The organism is Edaphobacter bradus (assembly GCF_025685645.1).
Classification (GTDB): Bacteria; Acidobacteriota; Terriglobia; order Terriglobales; family Acidobacteriaceae; genus Edaphobacter; species Edaphobacter bradus.
On sequence record NZ_JAGSYF010000003.1, the window covers coordinates 201635 to 219636 of the forward strand.

General features: G+C 61.4%; 19 protein-coding genes. 10 read left to right on the forward strand and 9 right to left on the reverse strand.

Going from position 1 to position 18002, the window contains the following annotated elements:
* Positions 1 to 70 precede the first annotated feature (70 nt).
* The 5 genes from OHL16_RS13180 to OHL16_RS13200 all read right to left on the reverse strand — a co-directional run bounded on the left by OHL16_RS13180 (position 71) and on the right by OHL16_RS13200 (position 4730).
* Complete coding sequence (locus tag OHL16_RS13180) at positions 71 to 1060, reverse strand: electron transfer flavoprotein subunit alpha/FixB family protein (RefSeq protein WP_263367629.1); 990 nt, start codon at positions 1058 to 1060, stop codon at positions 71 to 73.
* Complete coding sequence (locus OHL16_RS13185) at positions 1057 to 1821, reverse strand: electron transfer flavoprotein subunit beta/FixA family protein (protein ID WP_263367630.1); 765 nt, start codon at positions 1819 to 1821, stop codon at positions 1057 to 1059. The genes OHL16_RS13180 and OHL16_RS13185 overlap by 4 nt, the downstream gene beginning before the upstream one ends.
* Positions 1818 to 3830 (reverse strand): (Fe-S)-binding protein, encoded by a 2013-nt coding sequence (locus OHL16_RS13190; RefSeq protein WP_263367631.1) that lies wholly within the window; start codon positions 3828 to 3830, stop codon positions 1818 to 1820. The genes OHL16_RS13185 and OHL16_RS13190 overlap by 4 nt, the downstream gene beginning before the upstream one ends.
* A 126-nt stretch (positions 3831 to 3956) precedes the next feature.
* Positions 3957 to 4241 (reverse strand): hypothetical protein, encoded by a 285-nt coding sequence (locus tag OHL16_RS13195; RefSeq protein ID WP_263367632.1) that lies wholly within the window; start codon positions 4239 to 4241, stop codon positions 3957 to 3959.
* Positions 4242 to 4457: 216 nt separating this feature from the next.
* Positions 4458 to 4730, reverse strand: a complete 273-nt coding sequence (locus tag OHL16_RS13200; protein ID WP_263367633.1) for a hypothetical protein — start codon at positions 4728 to 4730, stop codon at positions 4458 to 4460.
* Positions 4731 to 4841: 111 nt separating this feature from the next.
* On the opposite strand from OHL16_RS13200, the gene OHL16_RS13205 reads away from it, so the two are divergent.
* The 6 genes from OHL16_RS13205 to OHL16_RS13230 all read left to right on the forward strand — a co-directional run bounded on the left by OHL16_RS13205 (position 4842) and on the right by OHL16_RS13230 (position 9501).
* A complete protein-coding gene (locus OHL16_RS13205) occupies positions 4842 to 5060 on the forward strand; it encodes a hypothetical protein (protein ID WP_263367634.1) in 219 nt (72 codons plus the stop codon).
* A complete protein-coding gene (locus OHL16_RS13210; protein WP_263367635.1) occupies positions 5057 to 5776 on the forward strand; it encodes an SIMPL domain-containing protein in 720 nt (239 codons plus the stop codon). Before OHL16_RS13205 ends, OHL16_RS13210 begins: the two co-directional genes overlap by 4 nt.
* Before the next feature lie 48 nt (positions 5777 to 5824).
* A complete protein-coding gene (locus OHL16_RS13215; RefSeq protein ID WP_263367636.1) occupies positions 5825 to 6622 on the forward strand; it encodes an acyltransferase in 798 nt (265 codons plus the stop codon).
* Positions 6623 to 6685: 63 nt separating this feature from the next.
* Positions 6686 to 7387 carry a site-2 protease family protein gene (locus tag OHL16_RS13220; protein WP_263367638.1) on the forward strand — a complete coding sequence of 234 codons (702 nt, stop codon included), beginning with the start codon at positions 6686 to 6688 and terminating at the stop codon, positions 7385 to 7387.
* Between the two features lie 36 nt (positions 7388 to 7423).
* Positions 7424 to 8515: a tryptophan--tRNA ligase gene (gene trpS / locus OHL16_RS13225; protein WP_263367639.1), complete on the forward strand. Its 1092-nt coding sequence runs from the start codon at positions 7424 to 7426 to the stop codon at positions 8513 to 8515.
* Positions 8516 to 8523: 8 nt separating this feature from the next.
* Positions 8524 to 9501, forward strand: a complete 978-nt coding sequence (locus OHL16_RS13230; RefSeq protein ID WP_396127199.1) for a segregation and condensation protein A — start codon at positions 8524 to 8526, stop codon at positions 9499 to 9501.
* Positions 9502 to 9584: 83 nt separating this feature from the next.
* Here the strand turns inward: OHL16_RS13230 and OHL16_RS13235 are convergent, their stop codons facing one another.
* The gene (locus OHL16_RS13235) at positions 9585 to 10592 is read right to left on the reverse strand and encodes a choice-of-anchor A family protein (RefSeq protein ID WP_263367640.1); all 1008 of its coding nucleotides are present in this window, start codon (positions 10590 to 10592) and stop codon (positions 9585 to 9587) included.
* Positions 10593 to 10738: 146 nt separating this feature from the next.
* A complete protein-coding gene (locus OHL16_RS13240) occupies positions 10739 to 11890 on the reverse strand; it encodes an endo-1,4-beta-xylanase (RefSeq protein WP_263367641.1) in 1152 nt (383 codons plus the stop codon).
* 58 nt (positions 11891 to 11948) lie between these two features.
* Here OHL16_RS13240 and scpB point away from each other — a divergent pair, with 58 nt between their 5' ends.
* From scpB to msrA, 4 genes are all read left to right on the forward strand, one after another.
* Positions 11949 to 12956, forward strand: a complete 1008-nt coding sequence (gene scpB / locus OHL16_RS13245) for an SMC-Scp complex subunit ScpB (protein WP_263367642.1) — start codon at positions 11949 to 11951, stop codon at positions 12954 to 12956.
* Between the two features lie 70 nt (positions 12957 to 13026).
* Entirely contained in the window at positions 13027 to 13446 is a 420-nt protein-coding gene (locus OHL16_RS13250; RefSeq protein WP_263367643.1) for a cupin domain-containing protein, read from the forward strand.
* 48 nt (positions 13447 to 13494) lie between these two features.
* Positions 13495 to 14409 carry a pseudouridine synthase gene (locus OHL16_RS13255; protein ID WP_263367644.1) on the forward strand — a complete coding sequence of 305 codons (915 nt, stop codon included), beginning with the start codon at positions 13495 to 13497 and terminating at the stop codon, positions 14407 to 14409.
* Positions 14410 to 14666: 257 nt separating this feature from the next.
* Entirely contained in the window at positions 14667 to 15143 is a 477-nt protein-coding gene (msrA, locus tag OHL16_RS13260) for a peptide-methionine (S)-S-oxide reductase MsrA (RefSeq protein ID WP_263367645.1), read from the forward strand.
* Between the two features lie 86 nt (positions 15144 to 15229).
* Here msrA and OHL16_RS13265 read toward each other — a convergent pair whose 3' ends face one another.
* Positions 15230 to 16501, reverse strand: coding sequence for a glycosyltransferase family 9 protein (locus OHL16_RS13265; RefSeq protein ID WP_263367646.1), 1272 nt, complete (start codon positions 16499 to 16501; stop codon positions 15230 to 15232).
* The gene (locus tag OHL16_RS13270) at positions 16491 to 17888 is read right to left on the reverse strand and encodes a lipopolysaccharide biosynthesis protein (RefSeq protein ID WP_263367647.1); all 1398 of its coding nucleotides are present in this window, start codon (positions 17886 to 17888) and stop codon (positions 16491 to 16493) included. Before OHL16_RS13270 ends, OHL16_RS13265 begins: the two co-directional genes overlap by 11 nt.
* Positions 17889 to 18002 lie beyond the last annotated feature (114 nt).

Consider the following 18002-nt stretch of genomic DNA (forward strand, 5'->3'; position numbering starts at 1 on the left):
GGATGCGCGGGCGCTGCCGAAGCTTCAGCAGCGCCCTTCCCACAGTATAGTCGCGAGACCAAAGCCGCCATTACCCCTTGGCGGCGAGGACCGCTTTAGTAAGGGCGGGGACGATCTCGAAGAGGTCTCCAACGACGCCGTAATCGGCCACCTCGAAGATGGGCGCGTTCTCGTCCTTGTTGATGGCGATGACGGACTTTGAGCCCTTCATCCCAACGAGATGCTGAATCGCGCCTGAGATTCCGACGGCGAGATAGAGCTTCGGCGAGACGGTCTGGCCGGAGCTTCCGACCTGACGCTCCATCGGCAGCCAGCCGTTGTCGCAGATGGGACGCGAGGCGGCGAGCTCTGCCCCGAGCGCGGCCGCGAGCTCTTCGACGATGTTGATGTTCTCCTGCTCGCCGATGCCACGCCCGACCGAGACGATGACCGGCGCGGCGGTGAGGTCGACGGTCTGGGCTGACTCGCGGAAGAGTTCGCCGGGCTTGCTGCGAAGCTGTGCGGAGTCGAGCTGCGGAGTAAATGCCTCGACGGTCGCGCTTCCCTCTTCGACCGCGTCGGAGCGGAAGGTCCCTGCCTGCACCGAGATGAAGCAGGGGCCGGAGGCGGTGTGTCGGTAGTCGGCGTTGAGCTTGCCCTGGAGGAGCTGGCGCACGAAGACCGGGCCCGCGGAGCCAGCGGAATCATGGCGAATGGCGATCACGTCACTGATGAGTACCTGCCTGAAGCGCGTGGCGAGCGCTGGGGCGAAGTCGCGCACCTGGTAGGTGTGGGGCAGAAGGACGTAGGCCGGGCCCGCCTGCTTGATGAGCTGTTCGAGCGCGACGACGTAGCCGTCGGCCGTGTAGACGCTGAGGAGGTCATGCTGGACAGCGACGGCCTTGGCGAGTTTTTTTGTTGCGAGTTCGGAGCCGAGCGAGTCGATGCTTTTCCCGATGACGGCGGCCGAGCACTCGACGCCGAGCTTTGCCGCAAGCTGCTGACCGGCGGCGAGCGCCTCGAAGCTCATGCGGTTCCATGCGCCGCCGCGCTGTTCCATGATTACAAGGACTCCGCTCATATCACTCTCACCTCAAACTTCAGCTTCTCAACGATCTTGTTCGCGACCTCATCGGGCGAACCGGTGAGCATCTCGGTCTTCTTCTGCTTCTCGGGCAGGTAGACGCGCTCGAGCGCTATGGCTGGCGCTGCCGAGGCGTCCGACGCTGCGACTGTCTTCAACTCTTTGGTCTTCGCCTTTTTGATTCCCATCAGCGTGGCGTAGCGCAGCTTATTGCCACCGGACTGGATGGTGAGGAGCGCGGGCAGCGGCATCTCGACGTGCTGGAACCAGCCGTCTTCAAGTTCGCGCTTGACCTTGAGACCGGAACCGGTGGGCTCGACCTGCATAATGATGGTCGCGTGCGGGATGCCGAGCAGCTCGGCGAGCACGACGCCGGTCTGGCCGAGGCCGAGATCGTCGGACTGCAAGCCTGTGAGGATGAGATCGGGCGACTCGGCCTTCACAGCATCCGCGAGAATCTGGGCGACGCCGAGCGTGTCGCGTGAGCCGAGGTCGTCGGCCTCGATGTGGATGGCGCGATCAGCTCCTTTGGCGAGAGCCTCGCGGAGAGTGGTCTGCACGCGCTCGGGGCCGGCGCAGACGACGATGACCTGGCCGCCGTTCTTCTCCTTGAGTTGCAACGCCTCTTCGAGCGCGTAGGCGTCGGGCTCGTTAATGGTGTAGTTGAGGTCTCCCTCGTCGATCCACTTGCCGTCGGCGGCAACGCGGACCGGCGCATCGCGCTCGGGAACCTGTTTGATAGCTACGACAATCTTCACTGCACTCCTCCTGAACTTTCCTGCGCGGGCAATGCCCGGGCGGTCAACTGCGCGATGTCGAGCAACTGCGGCGGGGCCTGGCTGACCGCCGACAACGCATCGCGGAACATCGTATTGCAGAACGGGCAGGCCGTGCCGACGACCTGCGCGCCGGTGCCTGCAAGCTCTTTCGCGCGGACGTGGCTGACGCGCTCGCCCTGCTCTTCACCGAGGAAGGCGAGTCCGCCGCCGGCTCCGCAGCAGAAGCTGCGCTCGTGCGAGCGAGGCGCTTCGACGAGCGAACCAGCCTGCGCGACGACGGCGCGCGGCTCGTCGTAGATGTTCTGGTAGCGGCCGAGGTAGCAGGGATCGTGGTAGACGATGCTCTCGCCGCTCGACTGCTTCGGCAGGCGGTCTTTGTGGCGTGCCATGAACTCAGAGTGATGCTCGATCTCAGGAGCGACGCCGAACTCGCGCCAGTCGTTGGCGATGGTGCGGACGCAGTGCGGGCAGATGGCGACGATCTTCTGCACCTTCGCGGTCTCGAAGGCCTTAAGGCCGGACTCGGCGAGGGTCTGGAAGACGAGATCGTTGCCGAGGCGCCGCGCCGGGTCGCCCGTGCACTTCTCTTTCTTGAGGACGCCGAAGGTGGTGCCGAGGTGCTTCATCACGCGCGCGAAGTCGGCGATGATCTCGCGGCCCTTGGGGTCGTAGCCTCCCATGCAGCCGAGCCAGAGACAGTACTCCTGCGTGCCGTCGAAGATCGGGAAGGCCTGCTTCTGGATAAATTTGTCTCGCTCCATCGCGCTGAGGCCGAGCGCGTTGCCGTTTTTTTCCAGCGCGAGGAAGAGCTTGGTGCCGTAGTCGTCCTCCCACGCGCCGGTGTTCGATGCGCCGCGTCGCAGGCCGACGATGATGGGCACATGCTGGATGCCGACCGGGCACTGGAACTCGCAGCTTCCGCAGGTGGTGCACTCGAAGGCGGCCTCCATGCTGAGGTACTTCGCCGGAGGATTGTCAGGCGAAGTAATTCGGCCTTCGGTGAGCAACACACACTCGGAAGTGGGGCCAAACTCGTTGAGGTAGCTGCGCATCCCGAGGATGATCTCCTTCGGGTTGAGGACCTTTCCTGTCGTGGATGCCGGGCAATGCTCGGTGCAGCGGCCGCACTCGACGCAGCTATAAGTCTGCAGCGAGATGAGTTGCGTGACGTCCTTGCCTGCAACCAGGCCAAAGTCCTCGTCGCCAGAGAGCGGCGGTATCTTCGAGAAGCCGTCGCGCTTGAGGAAGACCGTAATCGGGCTGAGCACAAGGTGGAGGTGCTTGGTGTGCGGGATCAGCGGAAGGAAGACGAGCAGCGCGAGAGTGTGGGTCCACCAGAGAGCCTTGACTGCTGTTCCTCCCGCCACGACGAAGAACGCCCCGAGGTACGTGACCATCAGGAGGAAGATGAGGAAGGAGATGAAGCCGGACTCATAGGAGAGCTTCTTGCCCAGCCAGATGGGCCGTACGAAGAAGCGGCGGATGAAGAGGCCTGCAATGGAGACCGCGACCAGCAACGCCCACAGCGCAGCAAATATGAAGTAGAAGCCTCCAATGAGGCTCGTTGGCGGGAGAAAACCGAGGCGCATGCCGCTTGCCATGTGGTTGAGGCTGACCAGCGCGAAGGCGAGAAAGCCCCAGAAGACGAAGGCGTGGGCGAGGCCGGGCAGCGGACGCTGACGGATGACCTTGCCCTGGCACAGGACCTCCCAGACGAAGTCCCAGACGCGGCGGCCGATAGGATGCAGCGAGAAGTCAGCGTCTTTTTTGGAGCGGAGGATATTCCGAAGGATGGGACCGAAGCGCCTGAAGAAGAGCCCCAGTGAGGTCGCGATGCAGAGGATGAGAAGGGCGCTCTCAAGCCACGAGAAGTGCTCCGGCTCAGCCAGAGCGACGCGGAGTGGATGAAAATCCGGCTGTTGGAGAAAGAGCATCGCACCCGCAAGACCACGGGTACCCACTACCGCCAGAAGCGCCTCAGCAACCATCCGAACCCTTCGACCTCATCGACGTTCACAGAGACGTCAGAGTACGACGTTCACCATGAACGATCTCCCGAACGATCTCCGCGGGTTGCCGAGGCTTCCAGCAAGCTAACGACCGGTCACCGGCCTTTAGTAGCTAAAGAACTCGTTGGTCCCGCGGCGCAGACGAAGACCGGTAATGCCGAAGATCGCAGCCAACGTAAACGTGATGATGTCCCAATAAACCATTGGGTGTGCAAGGCCCGGCGAAAGCGTCAGGTCCTGACCGGCCCACAGGGTGACCAGCGTGGCCACGATGAGGCATTGGAAGCAGATCACCAGGCAAGCCTGTCCGCTACGGCGGCGCTTGTCCAAGCGTTCGACCTCCTCAGGGGTCAAGTTGCGTTCTTCGATGGGCAGCAGTGTGTTGGCCATGATTCTTTGCTCGTCTCCTCGAGTTTTCTTTCCGGCTCGAATCGCTGTTGCTTGTGGAGCGATCAGCTTGGCTCCATTAAATCACAGCAAGTCGAGCCGGAGAGATAACGCAGTGAGACAGGTCTTCGTCCAGCAGGCGAAAGCATAACTGAATGATCATTCAGCCGTAAAGCGTGCGGACGGGAAAAGCTGAAAATTCGCAATTCCCGAGGTTTATTAGATAAATGCCACCGACTGGATGCCGGAGACCTCAAACCGCTTGCGGCAACGGATGTTTTTGCAGCCCACGAGATCGTCACGCCTGACCATGTAGCTCTGCGCCTTGGCGAAGCGGGCGCGATCGCGCTCATCGGCTCCGCGGGGAAGCTGCGCCTTCTTTCGACGCACCATCCAGCTCAGTTCGTATTCCGCCTGCTGGCCGCAGTGCGGACAGGTCATTGTGTGGGTTCGCTGCTCAGCCCGCTCGTCGAAAAACTCCCGCTCTTCCATTCCTGCACCTCGCCGGTCTGCGACAGCCCTGGAAGGCACTCTCGCACCGGTCCGCACTCTGGCAAGCCGGTTCGTCACCAGACCGTGCGAACAAAGTATTGCATAATCGCTATGGGCTTCGCAGCACAGCGCGTTGCCGAGGAACGGATGAGTAAAACGAAGAAGCAGACCTTCTCGAAGATCAAGGCGGCCAAGGCAAACGCTCGAACCCGCGTCGGCACGCCGCCTCCTGAACGCGTGCTGCCAGACCCTAAACAGAAGCGCACGACCAACGAAAAACACAAGACAACACTGGCAGATCTGATCAACCGAACAGGAGAAAACGAATGAATATCTTCCGAGCCGCCACGCTCGCCCTCTGCGCCGCGGGTCTCGCGATCCCGGCCCACGCCCAGGCCATCCAGGTGAGCAAAGACAACCGCACCATCGCCATCACGGCCACCGACAAGGTGACCGCAATCGCCGATGTGGCGACGGTGCACGTGGGCTTCCTCGCCTACGGCCCGAACTCGGACGCGGCCTATGCGAATGGCTCGAAGATTTCAAACGCCATCGTCCAGGCGCTGAAGGACTCTGGCATTCCGGCCGAAACCATCCAGAGTGAGCGCCAGGCCGTCACACCAGTGCAGCCGTATCTGGTCGAAAAGCTCACCCCGGCCGAGCGCGCGCAGCGGCAGTTCGAGGTGGCGCAGAGCTGGACCGTGAAGACCGCAGCCGATAACGCGGCGAAGACGCTCGACGCCGCCGTAAAGGCGGGAGCCAACCAGTCCGGCCAGATCGACTGGAGCTTCAAGGACGAATACGCTCCCGAGGCCGCGGCCGCTGCCAAGGCGCTGAGGCGCGCCCGCGCACAGGCCGAGCAGATGGCCACAAGCCTGAATGTAAAGCTGGGCGCTTTGCTTTACGCGAGCAACGAACAGCCCGGCCCGCGACCGCTCGTGCGCGCGATGGCCGCCCAGGCCATGAAGGACGTTGAGCCTCTGGCGATCAACCCGCGCGAGATTGAGACGACCGCGACTGTGCACGCGGTCTTCGCCATCGAATAGAATCGCTGCCGTCCCTGTACCTGCAATTACGAAGAAGAGAGAGAATCCATGGCACGTTACGTCTACCGCGAGCTGAAGCCGACTCCCGAGGCTGAGGCCATCTACCGCCGCTGGCTGGCCCAGCTCAACGAGGAGTTCACGCGGCACGAGTCCGTCGACCGCCGCTCGGAGATTGTTCGCGACGAGCTCTACCAGATGTACCTGGCGAGACAGCACGGCGGCCGCATCCGGGCGACGCTCTCAACCGAACTGGCAACCCTCGCCCTGCTGGAGTCCTTCGACCCGCGCAACGTGACGCTGGAGCCCGAGTACTACGGCGACATCGACGCGGAAAAGTACGCCGTTCGCAAGCCGCTGATCTGGTTCTGGCAGATGTTCGACCGCTCGCCGCTGGGCCTGAACCACTGGCTCGGCTTCCGCTTCCGCTGCATGCTGGGGAAACACATCTTCAGGCACCTTGGCAAAGGCGTGAAGATCTTCCACAACGTCGAGTTCACCTTCGGCTACAACCTGACCATCGAGGACAACTGCACGATTCACAAGAACGTGATGCTCGACGACCGCGGCGAGATCATTCTGCGTGAGGGCACCAGCGTCTCCGACTACGCCAACATCTACTCGCACACGCATGACATCAACGTGCAGGCCGATGTGACCAACAAACCGACGGTTATCGGCCCGCGCGCCCGCGTCACCTATCACGCGACGGTGCTGGCGGGGGCAGACATAGGCGAGAATGCGATGCTGGGGGCAATGGGTCTCGCGACGAAGCCCGTGCCGCCCTCGTCTGTGTCGGTGGGGATTCCGGCGAAGGTGAAGATGAAAAAGGACGCTAGCGTCAGCTAGAAGTGGAATGCAACCCCGGCTGCGAGCGAGATATTTCCGGCGCTCCGGTAAACTTGAATCATCATGAATCAGGACATTGTCCTCATCCTCTTCCAGGTAGTCGCGCTGGTCCTCGGCTTCAGTGTGCATGAGTGCGCACACGCATGGACGGCATGGCGCCTGGGAGACCCCACGGCTCGCATGCTGGGCCGCGTCACGCTGAACCCGTTGAAGCACCTCGACCCCTTTGGCTCCGTGCTGATGCCGCTCATCGCGCTGGTCTACCACTGGCCGCTGATCGGCTGGGCCAAGCCCACTCCAGTCACCGCGCGCAACTTCAAGAACTACATGCGCGACGACATTCTCGTCACGCTCGCCGGGCCCGCCAGCAACCTTCTGCTCGCCTCCGTCGCGCTGATTCTGCTGCTGATTATTAAGCACGCCGTAGGCGGAGGCGCCATCGCTGTCCAAACCGCGATGGTCTTAGCCACCTACGGAGGCGGTGTCTCCACCGTGAACCTGCCGGCCCTTTTCCCTATTGCGCTTCTCCTTTACTTCATCATCCTCATCAATCTGCTACTGTTCGTCTTCAACTTGATTCCCTTCCCTCCACTCGATGGCAGCCACATTCTGCGCCACTTCCTTCCCTACAAGGCGCTGCAAATCTACGACCGCATGGGAATCCTAGCGCTCTGGATCTTCATGCTGGTGGCCGGCAGCTTCATCTTCCGCGTCTTCTTGTATCCGCTGCGGACAGCCTTCGACAACATCCTCGCTGCGCTGTAGCGCGGAAGTTTCCCGTATCATCGTTAGTTGAACGGAATGACCATCGCGACCCCCTCCACACCACGGCCCCGCGTCCTCAGCGGCATGCGCCCCACGGGCAAGCTCCATCTGGGCAACTACATGGGTGCGCTCTACAACTGGGTGAAGCTGCAGCACGAGTACGAGTGCTACTTCTTCATCGCGGACTACCACGCCCTGACGACCGACTACGCCGATCCAAGCGGGCTTCAGAGCAACATCCGCGAGGTCGCCCTTGACTTTCTCTCCGCCGGACTCGATCCGGAGCGCTGCACCATCTTCGTGCAGTCTCACGTCCACCAGCACGCCGAGCTTAATCTCCTCTTCGGAATGTTCACGCCGCTGGGCTGGCTGGAGCGCGTGCCCACGTATAAGGACCAGCAGGAACAGTTACGCGAGAAGGACCTCAATACCTACGGCTTCCTTGGCTACCCTTTGCTCCAGGCCGCTGACATCCTGCTCTATCAGCCGGACTTCGTGCCGGTTGGAGCCGACCAGGTGGCCCACGTTGAGCTGACGCGTGAGGTGGCGCGCCGCTTCAACCAGCTTTACGCCTCGCGGCCCACTCCGGCCATCCGGCACGCCCACTCCGATAAAGAAAGGCTCGCAGCGGAGATCTCGCAGAACGAGGTCGTTGAGCAGATTCTTCCTGAGCCTAAGGCTCTGCTTACGCCCAGCCCAAAGCTCCCCGGTACCGATGGTCGCAAAATGTCCAAGAGCTACGGCAACACCATCCTGCTCTCCGACCCCGAGGATGTCGTGCGCGCCAAGCTCAAGCCCATGGTCACCGACCCGGCACGCATCCGCCGTACTGACCCAGGCAATCCAGATGTCTGCCCTGTCTTTGATCTACACAGGGTCTTTTCCACCGAAGAGACGCTACAGAATGTGCGCCAGGGGTGTACGACTGCGGGGATCGGCTGCATCCAATGTAAAGGCTGGCTAACCGACGCTGTCGTCAAGGAGCTTGCTCCTATTCAGGAGCGGCGCCGTCACCTCGAGGCGAATCCGAAGCAGGTAGACGATGTTCTTGAGGCTGGCGCTGGACGCGCGAGCCAGTTCGCTGCACGCACTATGCTTCCGGTACTGAAAGCCGCAGGTCTCCGCTGACGCCATTTATGTCCGACGAAATCCGCAATCCCGAAGCAACACCTGAGTCATCTGTTGAGGCTGCGAGCCACGCAGCCCCGGGCGTCGGAGCCATGGCTACGCCGGTGCCACATGAGCCTTTTGCTCTGAAGCACCCCGCGCCTGCTCCCGAGCCCGAGCCGAAGCGCGCCGCCAGGGATAAGGACAAGGACAAAGAGAAAGAAGAGGCCTCGCAGTCGCCCTTCTCCGTGACCGTCGGTCAGGTCTACGACGGGCCTCTCGACCTTCTGCTCGACCTCATCCGCAAGCAGAACATCGACATCTACGACATCCCCATTGCGCGCATCACGGCGCAGTTCCTCGACTACACGCACCAGCTGAAGCAGACCGACGTCGACTCCGCGGGCGAGTTCATCTACATGGCCTCGCTGCTCATCCACATCAAGTCGAAGACGTTGCTGCCGCGCGACCCGAGCGACGTCACCGGCGCCGACTCCGAAGACCCGCGCCGCGAGCTGGTCGAGCGCCTGCTCGAGCACGAGCGCTTCAAGGCCGCCGCGCAGATGCTGCTGCAGAAGCAGCAGATCGAGGAAGCCACATGGACCAACCCCGGCATCCGCGAGTTCAAGCTCGATACCAGCGCCGAACGCGAGATCGACGCCGACACCGTGGACCTGGTGCGAATCTTCCGCGAAGTGCTCGATCGCGTCCGGCAACGGCCGGTCCTCGACGTCAACGAGGAGTCCGTCACGGTGGCGCAGATGATCGACTACGTGAAGCGCCGCCTGGTCATGGAAGACAAGCCCGTCTCGCTGCGCCGTCTGCTGCACAATACGCATACGGAGCGCGCGCTGATCTGCATGTTCCTCGCGATGCTCGAGCTCGTCCGGCTGCAGGCCGTCCTGCTGAACCAACCCGTCGCGCAGGGCGACATTCTCGTCAAGAAGACTGACCGCTTCGACCAGGTCTTCGCAGACCAGCAGCAGGCCCGCGACGACTGGCGATAATCCCGCTGCCACAGCGCGAGCAGCCAGCAATAAGAAGACCCCGGCGTTGACCGGGGTCTTCCTGCTTTACGAAGCAACTGCGCTCAGGAGCGCTTCACTCGCCGGATCGCCGCGGCAAACGCAGCCATTCCTGTTCCCATCAGAGCCAGCGATCCCGGCTCAGGCGTCGTGGCTGGCGGCGGACCGGGCAGCGTGCCCGTGAACTCATCGTTGTGGACCTCGCCCGTCTGGCCGATCTGCGCCGCGATGAAGGTTCCGCCCATCTGCGAATCTCCGGTCAGAATGGCAAACGGAGCCAGAATCGACGCAGTGAACTGCGCGTCGATCGTGACTGTCTGTGCATCGGCGAAGTTGAACAGGATGTTGTCATCGGCGCTGCTGTCGCCTGTGGCCTGGTTCTCGTTGTAGAAGAGAGGCGAGCCAAGCGTAAGGTTCGTCCCATCGACGTTGATGATGATCGTCGAGCCTGCCGGCGCCTGGATATCGATGGGGTGGCTCGTGTCGGCGAACTCCGCCGCCGTGATGTTGAAGATGTTCAGCGTCGTGCTCGTCCCCTTCAACACGAAGAAGGAAGGATTGACGCCGGGCTGGTTGGTCCCCAGCACCTGGCCGGTCGCCGCAAGCGTGTTGAGATAGAGCGACCCCGCATCGAGCGTCGTGCGCAGGCTGTTGAAGTCGATGCCCGAGCCGCCGCTCGTGACGCGGTGGCCGCCGCCGTTGAAGTTAAACGAGCCATCTGCGCCCGGAGCGTACGCGTTGCCATGGCTGTTGATGTTGAAGGACTCGCCGGGGTTCAGACCGCCGCTCGAGACGAAGTCGTAGGCGGCCAGCGAGCCCCAGGGGTCTCCGTTCAGCGAGCTGCCAATCGTTGTTCCGTTGAGCACCATCCCAGCCGCGGCGACGCGTCCTGTGACGTCAGCGCTTGTACTGATGTTGCCGGGGAGAACAGTGTTGCCGTGGCCATCCACCGTTCCGAGGGCTACGAGGTTATATGCGCTTGCGACACCGAAGGGGGCCGAACCGTCAGCCTTGCACACGCCGGGGATGGCAGCAAGGCTTGCTGTGAGGAGAAGGAAGGTTTTGATCTGCATTGCAGCGGCTGTTGCAATTCACAAGCCAGAGCTGAGTCGGAAAAAGTGCCCGCTATTTCGCACGATTCGCAGGAGAACCTTTTCAGTAAACATGCAGGCTGATGCATATTTCGGAGAAGATGTTTTCCTGCTGGACACCTCTGCGGCTATCGCCGCTTCGCATTGTCGAAGCTCTCGCGCAGGGCGAAGAACGCAGGCGTCGGTGAGTACTGGTCGTCAAACGGCAGCGGACGCTGCTCACGGTCAGGATGCTTCTCTCGCCACTTTGCCCCGTTCAGCCACGTGTGCGCGTCGCTGACGCCCCAGGTCAGCACCGCCTTCACCTCTCTGCCTTCGAGCATCCGTCCCAGGTAGTCGCGATAAACGCCTGCCACGGCCTCGTCGCGTTTGGCTACGTCGTCTACTTCAAGGCCATCGTCCTTCACATCCAGCTCCGTCACGAAGACCTGCAGCCCCAGGCTCCGCGCGCCGTCGAGAAGCTCGCGCAGGCCGCTGCCGAAGCCGCTCGTCGAAGCGGCATTCAGATGCGACTGCACCCCCAGCGCGTCGATCGGCGTGCCCGCAGCCTTCATACGCTTAAGCAGATCGAGCACCGCCGCGCGCTTCTTCGCTTCCTCGCCGTTGTCGTACTCGATCCCGTAGTCATTGTAGGTCAGCAGAGCCTTCGGGTCGGCCTCGCGCGCCGTGCGGTAAGCGAAGTCGATGTAGTCCGGCCCCAACATCTGAAACCACGGCGACGACGACCGCAGTCCATCAGGACGTCCATCCGGAATCCAGATCGCCTCGTTCACAACGTCCCAGCTATGAATCCTTCCCTTGAAACGGCCGCCGACCGTCATGATGTGGTCGACGAGAATCTTCTCTGCATTCTCCTTGGTCACCGTCCCGGCGAACCATTCCGGCAGCGCCTCATGCCAGACGAAGTTGTGCCCGCGCACCTTCATCCCGTTAGACTCGGCGAAGCTCACCAGGCCATCGGCGTCGTTGAAATAGTAGGTTTCGGGCCTGGGCTGAGTGGCTCCGAACTTCATGCAGTTCTCGCCTACCAGAATGTTGTACTGCTCGGCCAGCACCTGGCGGTACGTGTCGTCGGTGCGCAGCAGCCGTGTGTCCACTGCCGCTCCCGCCAGCATTCCGCGAGCGGCCGCGCGGGATGCCAGCGAGCCACGCCCGGTAATGTTGTCGGGGTTGCCATGACGCCGTTTTGCCAGCGCGCCCGCCCGCCGTCCGAACAGTGCCGGAAGCCCTGCCGCTACAACAGTTCCCGCCGCCCGCCGAAGCCACTCTCGCCGCGTCATAACCGCCATCCCTTCCCGCAAGCAATCCTACGCGACGTTGGATATGCTTATGAGATACATGAGTCTCAAAGCTAAGATTGAAGCAGTCATCTACGCCTCGGAAGAACCGGTCACCCTCGCCCAACTCATCGGGCTTCTCGGCCAGGAGGCCCAGGCCGAGCTTGACCAGTTGGCCGCCGCTCAGCAGGCCCTCGCCCTCGAAGAAGAGTCCGCCCGCAGCCTGGTTGACGGTGAGGCTGCCGAGTCCGCCGATCCCGACGCGCTCAACGAAGAGATCATTGCCCCCAGGGAGACAGCTGCCCCAGCCGAGGCAGCCGCTCCCGCTTCTGAAGCGGCCATCCCCGCGGCCGCAGAGGCTACCGCTGACGACTCCGGCAGGAAGTCCAAAGAGGAGAAAGAGACTGCGCGCCGCCTGCGCGAGTACTTCCGCTCCATCCTCGACCAGCTCATCTCCGACTACACCAACGGCGACCGCGGCCTCGAGATTCGCGAGGTCGCCAGCGGCTACCGCTTCGCCACCAAGCCCGAGTACCACGATGCCGTGCGCGGCTTCGTCAAGTCGCTCAAGCCGCCGCTGAAGCTCTCGCTCCAGGCGCTCGAGACACTGGCCGTCGTCGCCTACAAGCAGCCCATCACCGCACCCGAGGTCTCCGAGATCCGCGGCGTCGACTCTGGCGGCGTGCTTGGCTCGCTGATGACGCGCAAGCTCGTCACCACGGCCGGCCGCAAACAGGTCATCGGGCGCCCCATCCTCTACAAGACCACGCGCGACTTCCTTCTGCGCTTCGGCCTCAAAGACATCAACGAGCTTCCCTCCATCGAAGAGTTCGAGAAGATGGCCAGCGAACTCGCCGAGCAGGAGGAAATTCCGCTGGACGAGGCAACTCCCGTCCACCACGCGCCCGAGACCCCCGAAGAGCTGCAGCCCGAGCGCCACACACACCTGCCCCAGGCCGACGGGAGCCCCGACCCCGTGGACGATCCTCTCGACGATCAGCTTCCCGACGATGGTCTGCCGGATGATGAACCCGAGCAGAAATCAGAGACAACCAGCACCACCGAGTAGGCGAGAGACAGATTCTCCGTTATGCTGATGCGGTTTCATGTGCCCCTATTTCGTTGAAATCGGAGCTTCAATGCAGCCAATCAAGAGCCTGAACATTCTGGGCGAGAAGGTCGACATTCTCGTCGACGGCGCCATGACGAACGGCGCGTCTGTCACGGTCATCCAGACCACCAGGCCCGGAGGCGGTCCGCCGCCTCATTCGCACACCAGAGAGGACGAGACCTTCACCGTCCTCGAGGGCGACTTCGAGATCCTCAGCGACGGGCAGTGGATCAAGGCTCCGGTCGGCGAGGTCTTCTTCGCTCCCCGCGGCGGAGTCCACACCTTCCGCAACGCGGGCACGACCACCGGCAGGATTCTCGTCTTCATCTCACCCGCCGGCATGGAAGGCTTCTTCGAGAAGATCTCCGGACTGACTACTGCCGATTTGCCGAAGATCCTCGAGGCCTTCGCCGAGTACGGCCTGTCGCTGCACCTCCCCCAGGCCTAGCCGTGCTGAATCGCAGCGCCGAGTCCGCATCCAGTTCATAATGGAAGGATGACCGAATCGACCGAACCCCGAGGAGAGCGCCTCCAGAAGATTCTCGCGGCGGCCGGCATCGCCAGCCGCCGCAAGGCCGAGGAGATCATCCTCGAAGGCCGCGTGCAGGTCAACGGCCAGACCGTTACCGAGCTGGGGACCCGCGCCGATCTCTCGCGCGACCACATCCGCGTGGACGGCAAGCTGCTCCACGGGCGCGAAGAGCAGCGCTACTACATGCTCAACAAGCCACGCGGTTACGTCACCACGCTCTCCGACCCAGAGAAGCGCCCTACCATCATGGAACTGATGACCGCGAAGAAGGGCCCGCACGGCGACAACGTCCGCCTCTACCCCGTCGGCCGGCTCGACTACCTCAGCGAGGGCCTGCTGCTGATGACCAACGACGGCGACCTAGCCAACAAGCTCTCCAAGGCAGCCGCCGGAGTCGAGAAGACGTACCTCGTCAAGGTCTCCGGCGCTCCCCCACCCGAGAAGATCGCGCAGCTCCGCCACGGAATCATGATCGACCGCGGCCGCCTCAACGAGGTCCGCAGCGGACGCCGCGACCGCGTCATCACTGCGCCTGCCAAAATCGAGCAGGTTCGCGGCGGCGACAATCCCTGGTACGAGCTCACCCTCACCGAGGGCAGAAACCGCCAGATCCGGAAAATGTTCGAGGAGATCGGCCACCACGTCGAAAAAATTCGCCGCATCGGCTACGGAGCCCTGCGCCTCGACGTCCCTCCAGGCGAGTTTCGCGAGCTGACATCGGGCGAGGTCACGGCTCTCGACCGCGCCGCACGAGGCCTGAAGGTCGTTCCCAAGCAGAGGACCCCGGAGTTCGCGCAGCTGAAAAAACCCGTCCCGCCGAAGGCCGCGAAACGCCGTTCTTTTCCGCCGAAGACTTCGACGCGCCGGCGATCGAGCTAGCCTTCACGTCGGCCGGCCGCTCGTTGTCCGGGCAGCGCAGGATCAGCCTGCGCACCCACGCCAAAAAGCCCCTTATTTCCAGCAATTTGGTCGTCCGCCACTCACCTCGACCGGTACAACTTTAGTTACAGCGAAATCCATTGACACAGTTCCACAGGTGCGCCCAAAATTACTCCCGCAATTCACACTCCGGGTGATGACAAACTCACCTCCGGAAGCATCCAATGGATGCAGTGAGCAGTAAAGGAGTAACAAGAGTGGCAATTGAAAAAGCAACCTTTGGAGCAGGATGTTTTTGGGGTGTAGAAGCGAAGTTCAACGAGATCACCGGGGTAATTGAGACAGCTGTCGGATACGAGGGCGGCGACCTGGAACACCCAACCTACAAGGAAGTCTGTACAGACCGCACCGGCCACGCGGAAGTTGTTCAAGTTACCTACGACCCGTCCCGCATCTCCTATGAGGACCTTCTCGACGCGTTCTTCGCCTTGCACGATCCCACACAAGTCAACCGCCAGGGCCCGGACTGGGGAACCCAGTACCGCAGCGTCATCTTTACCAATACCGGCGAGCAGCAGGCGCAGGCGCGAGCCAAGATCGCCGAGCTGAGCGCGGCAGGAACCTACCGCAACCCCATCGCCACGCAGGTCTGTCCGGCAAGGACCTTCTGGCGGGCCGAGGAGTATCACCAGCGCTACCTCGAAAAGCGCGGCATGGTGAGCTGCCACATCTGATAGTGGAAGAACTGGAACAAAACAAGAGTGCGGCCTCGGGGCCGCACTCTTTTTGTCTCTCTTGCGTAGATTCGTAGATTCGACGCCTATTCCGATCCAGCCCCGACCTTGGCATGCAGACGCGACTTGAACTGGCCAACGTTCTTCTCGAGGAGCTTCCGAAGTGCCGTGCCCATCTCCTCCACGGTGACCTGCCCAATGCAATGCACCTCATCCGCGAGACACTCGGTTGTGCATGGTAGCAGCTGATTGTCTGGCTGCACCACGGCGACCCAAGGTCCAAGGGGATGCGAGCGTTTAGGCGATGCATGATGATGTGGCTGGCCGCTGTGCGCGAAGGCAGTCACAATGAGAGTCGGAACACCGCATGCACCGGCAACGTGTGACGTTCCTGAGTCGTTCCCAAGGAAACATTGAGCGCCGCCACAGACCGCAACGAGCTGTTCGAAGCTCGTCTTGCCTGTCAAATCCAGAACACCCCCTCTGATGTGTCCTTGAATCACCTGAGCAGCCATGGCGGTCTCCGGACCGCCCACAAGCACAGGCAGCCAACCGCGAGGCAGCAGTTCCAGGCGGGCCAGTTCCCCGAAATCGGCAGCAGACCATGCGCGTCGCGGTAACGAGGCCCCCGGAGCGATAACGGCGTAGGGCCGGCCTGACAAGCCTAGCTGCCCCAGATAAGTCCGAGCGGCCTGACTGTGTGCGATCGTCAACACACTCTGCACCGGCTGCCTGATGTCTACCTGCTCTTTAAGCAGGCCAGCCAGCTGCAAGACTTCGTTTCCGCGGCTGACTTCATGAACGCCTCGCATCTCTGTCACCTCAGCAGTGAAAAGAGGCGAGACGCCAAACTGACTCTCCCATTTTTCGGGTTCCAGCTTGGGGCTGTAGGCGAAGCGAGCCCTTCCACCCAGCAGCCACGCAAGATGATGCGAGAAAGATGGCTCTACACCACCACGAAGGACCACTACTGTGTGGAAGCGAAGATTGCGCAATTCACGCCACCACCATTGGAGAACCTCAAAAAGAAAGGGAGGAGAAAGGAAGCGACGGTTCTTCGCCTGCTTGCGCGCAATGCAATAGAGGTGATCCACTGCGGGGTGCGAGCCGATGAGACTCCCCGCACCGGAGGTGAAATAGCTGATCTCAAGATCAGGGTTTTCCCGGCGGAGAGCGTCGAGCAGTGGGAAGATCATGACCTTGTCGCCAAGGTGCGGGATGAGGTCCGAGATCGCGAGTTTATGACGTCCGCCTGGCGGAGCAGGAGCTGCCTGCGGCGCATACAGTCGGAAGAACCGGCCAGCGATGACAAAGTTGAATCCACGGCGAAGGACACGCTTGAGGAGGTTAGATTCCATATGTCGATACCTCTTCAATAGGGCCTTCCTCTTCACTCTTCACTGTCAGGTATCGACCGTGAAGTATTCGCCGCACCTCCCACGACTGAGGAAGAACAACGAACAGCAGGTAAGAGATGATCGTTGCCGAAAGAACCCCAATCGCTCCGATGCGCTGCACTAGCGCGATGGAGAGCACGAGATTCAGGATTGCTGTGAGGACTGAGCAAACAGCCTGCAACTGGAGACGTTGGGTTGCTGCCAGCAAAGCTGCCTGATTGACCGTAATGGCTAGCAGCAGAGCCCAAAAGCACATACCCCACAGAAGGCCCGGATTCGGAACTGCTGCCTTACCGGCCCATACGCTGATGATCCACCGTCCGGCAAAACCAACCAGTAAAGCGGCAGGAGTCACGATCAATAAGGTGGCACGCATGATACGACGGTAGGCCGCGCGAATCCAGGCCATATCCTGTCCGACATACGCTTCCGAAAACGCCGGCCAAAGCGACGGTACCACGAGAGACTGCAACACGGAGGCATATCCCACGAGTCGCCAGGTAACTGCATAGGGAGTCACCTGCTCGGCTCCGAGGAAGTGCGCAATGATGAGGTTATCGGAATTGAAGACAGCCAGCCCAGCAATCTGAAGAATGAAAAAGAGCACGCCATGGCTCATAATCTCGCGGGCTGCGCCCAGATGCGCTCTTCGCGGTGTTGGACGAATACGTGGTTCATGACGAAGGCCCATCCAAAGATTCAGCAAGATGGTTCCAGTCAGCATAGCGGCGCAAAAAGCAGCCATTAGATCAACCACTGTGCCATGCATTCGTACCACGAGAATGGTCGCTACCAGCCCAAGCACGCTGTTGAGCATCGCGAACATATTTGTCACCGGCACACGCTGGTATCCGCCCATAACTTTATTGGCAAGCCCCAACGGCAGGGTGAGAAGAACGTAACCAAATGAGATGGCTACGCATTTCCCCGCTTGTCGACCCATCGCTGAGTCGCTCAATCCGAAGAGTTTTCCCCAATCGATATGGGGCCAGATGACCGCGCCTATAAGTCCCAGAAGTATGGCAATAGCAGACGTGGCCCAGAATGCCGTGGCATAGTAGCGCTTCGCCATCTCTTCGGAGCGTTCGGCATAAGCTCGCGAGATACTGTTGGTGAGCGTATTGGCGATTCCCAGATCAAGCACCGCCAACATCATGATTGTGGTACTGATCGTTACCCAGAAGCCATATTGTTCTCGACCAAGATACCGAACCGTAATTGGCAGGCTAACAGCATTGACTAGAACAGCCGTCGCCTTCCCCAAAACTCCCGATAGCCCTCCCTTGAGGACGCGAGCCAATCGCGGGTCATCTTTAAGTTTAAGCTTGGCGCGCAACGCATGGATCATCGAAGATTAGCATCTCTCTTGAGGCTCGCAATTGGACGAAAACGCATCCGAACAAATGCCTTGCCGCAGCAACATCAAATTCCCCGGGTAGTAACTGATTTACATTTTATCCGC

Coding starts and splice junctions, on each gene's coding strand:
- OHL16_RS13255 (WP_263367644.1), top strand. CDS start 13,495: ATGACCGAATCGACCGAACCCCGAGGAGAGCGCCTCCAGAAGATTCTC.
- OHL16_RS13270 (WP_263367647.1), bottom strand. CDS start 17,888: ATGATCCATGCGTTGCGCGCCAAGCTTAAACTTAAAGATGACCCGCGA.
- OHL16_RS13265 (WP_263367646.1), bottom strand. CDS start 16,501: ATGGAATCTAACCTCCTCAAGCGTGTCCTTCGCCGTGGATTCAACTTT.
- scpB (WP_263367642.1), top strand. CDS start 11,949: ATGAGTCTCAAAGCTAAGATTGAAGCAGTCATCTACGCCTCGGAAGAA.
- OHL16_RS13180 (WP_263367629.1), bottom strand. CDS start 1,060: ATGAGCGGAGTCCTTGTAATCATGGAACAGCGCGGCGGCGCATGGAAC.
- OHL16_RS13235 (WP_263367640.1), bottom strand. CDS start 10,592: ATGCAGATCAAAACCTTCCTTCTCCTCACAGCAAGCCTTGCTGCCATC.
- OHL16_RS13220 (WP_263367638.1), top strand. CDS start 6,686: ATGAATCAGGACATTGTCCTCATCCTCTTCCAGGTAGTCGCGCTGGTC.
- OHL16_RS13230 (WP_396127199.1), top strand. CDS start 8,524: ATGTCCGACGAAATCCGCAATCCCGAAGCAACACCTGAGTCATCTGTT.
- trpS (WP_263367639.1), top strand. CDS start 7,424: ATGACCATCGCGACCCCCTCCACACCACGGCCCCGCGTCCTCAGCGGC.
- OHL16_RS13200 (WP_263367633.1), bottom strand. CDS start 4,730: ATGGAAGAGCGGGAGTTTTTCGACGAGCGGGCTGAGCAGCGAACCCAC.
- OHL16_RS13195 (WP_263367632.1), bottom strand. CDS start 4,241: ATGGCCAACACACTGCTGCCCATCGAAGAACGCAACTTGACCCCTGAG.
- OHL16_RS13210 (WP_263367635.1), top strand. CDS start 5,057: ATGAATATCTTCCGAGCCGCCACGCTCGCCCTCTGCGCCGCGGGTCTC.
- OHL16_RS13205 (WP_263367634.1), top strand. CDS start 4,842: ATGGGCTTCGCAGCACAGCGCGTTGCCGAGGAACGGATGAGTAAAACG.
- OHL16_RS13250 (WP_263367643.1), top strand. CDS start 13,027: ATGCAGCCAATCAAGAGCCTGAACATTCTGGGCGAGAAGGTCGACATT.
- OHL16_RS13240 (WP_263367641.1), bottom strand. CDS start 11,890: ATGACGCGGCGAGAGTGGCTTCGGCGGGCGGCGGGAACTGTTGTAGCG.
- OHL16_RS13190 (WP_263367631.1), bottom strand. CDS start 3,830: ATGGTTGCTGAGGCGCTTCTGGCGGTAGTGGGTACCCGTGGTCTTGCG.
- OHL16_RS13215 (WP_263367636.1), top strand. CDS start 5,825: ATGGCACGTTACGTCTACCGCGAGCTGAAGCCGACTCCCGAGGCTGAG.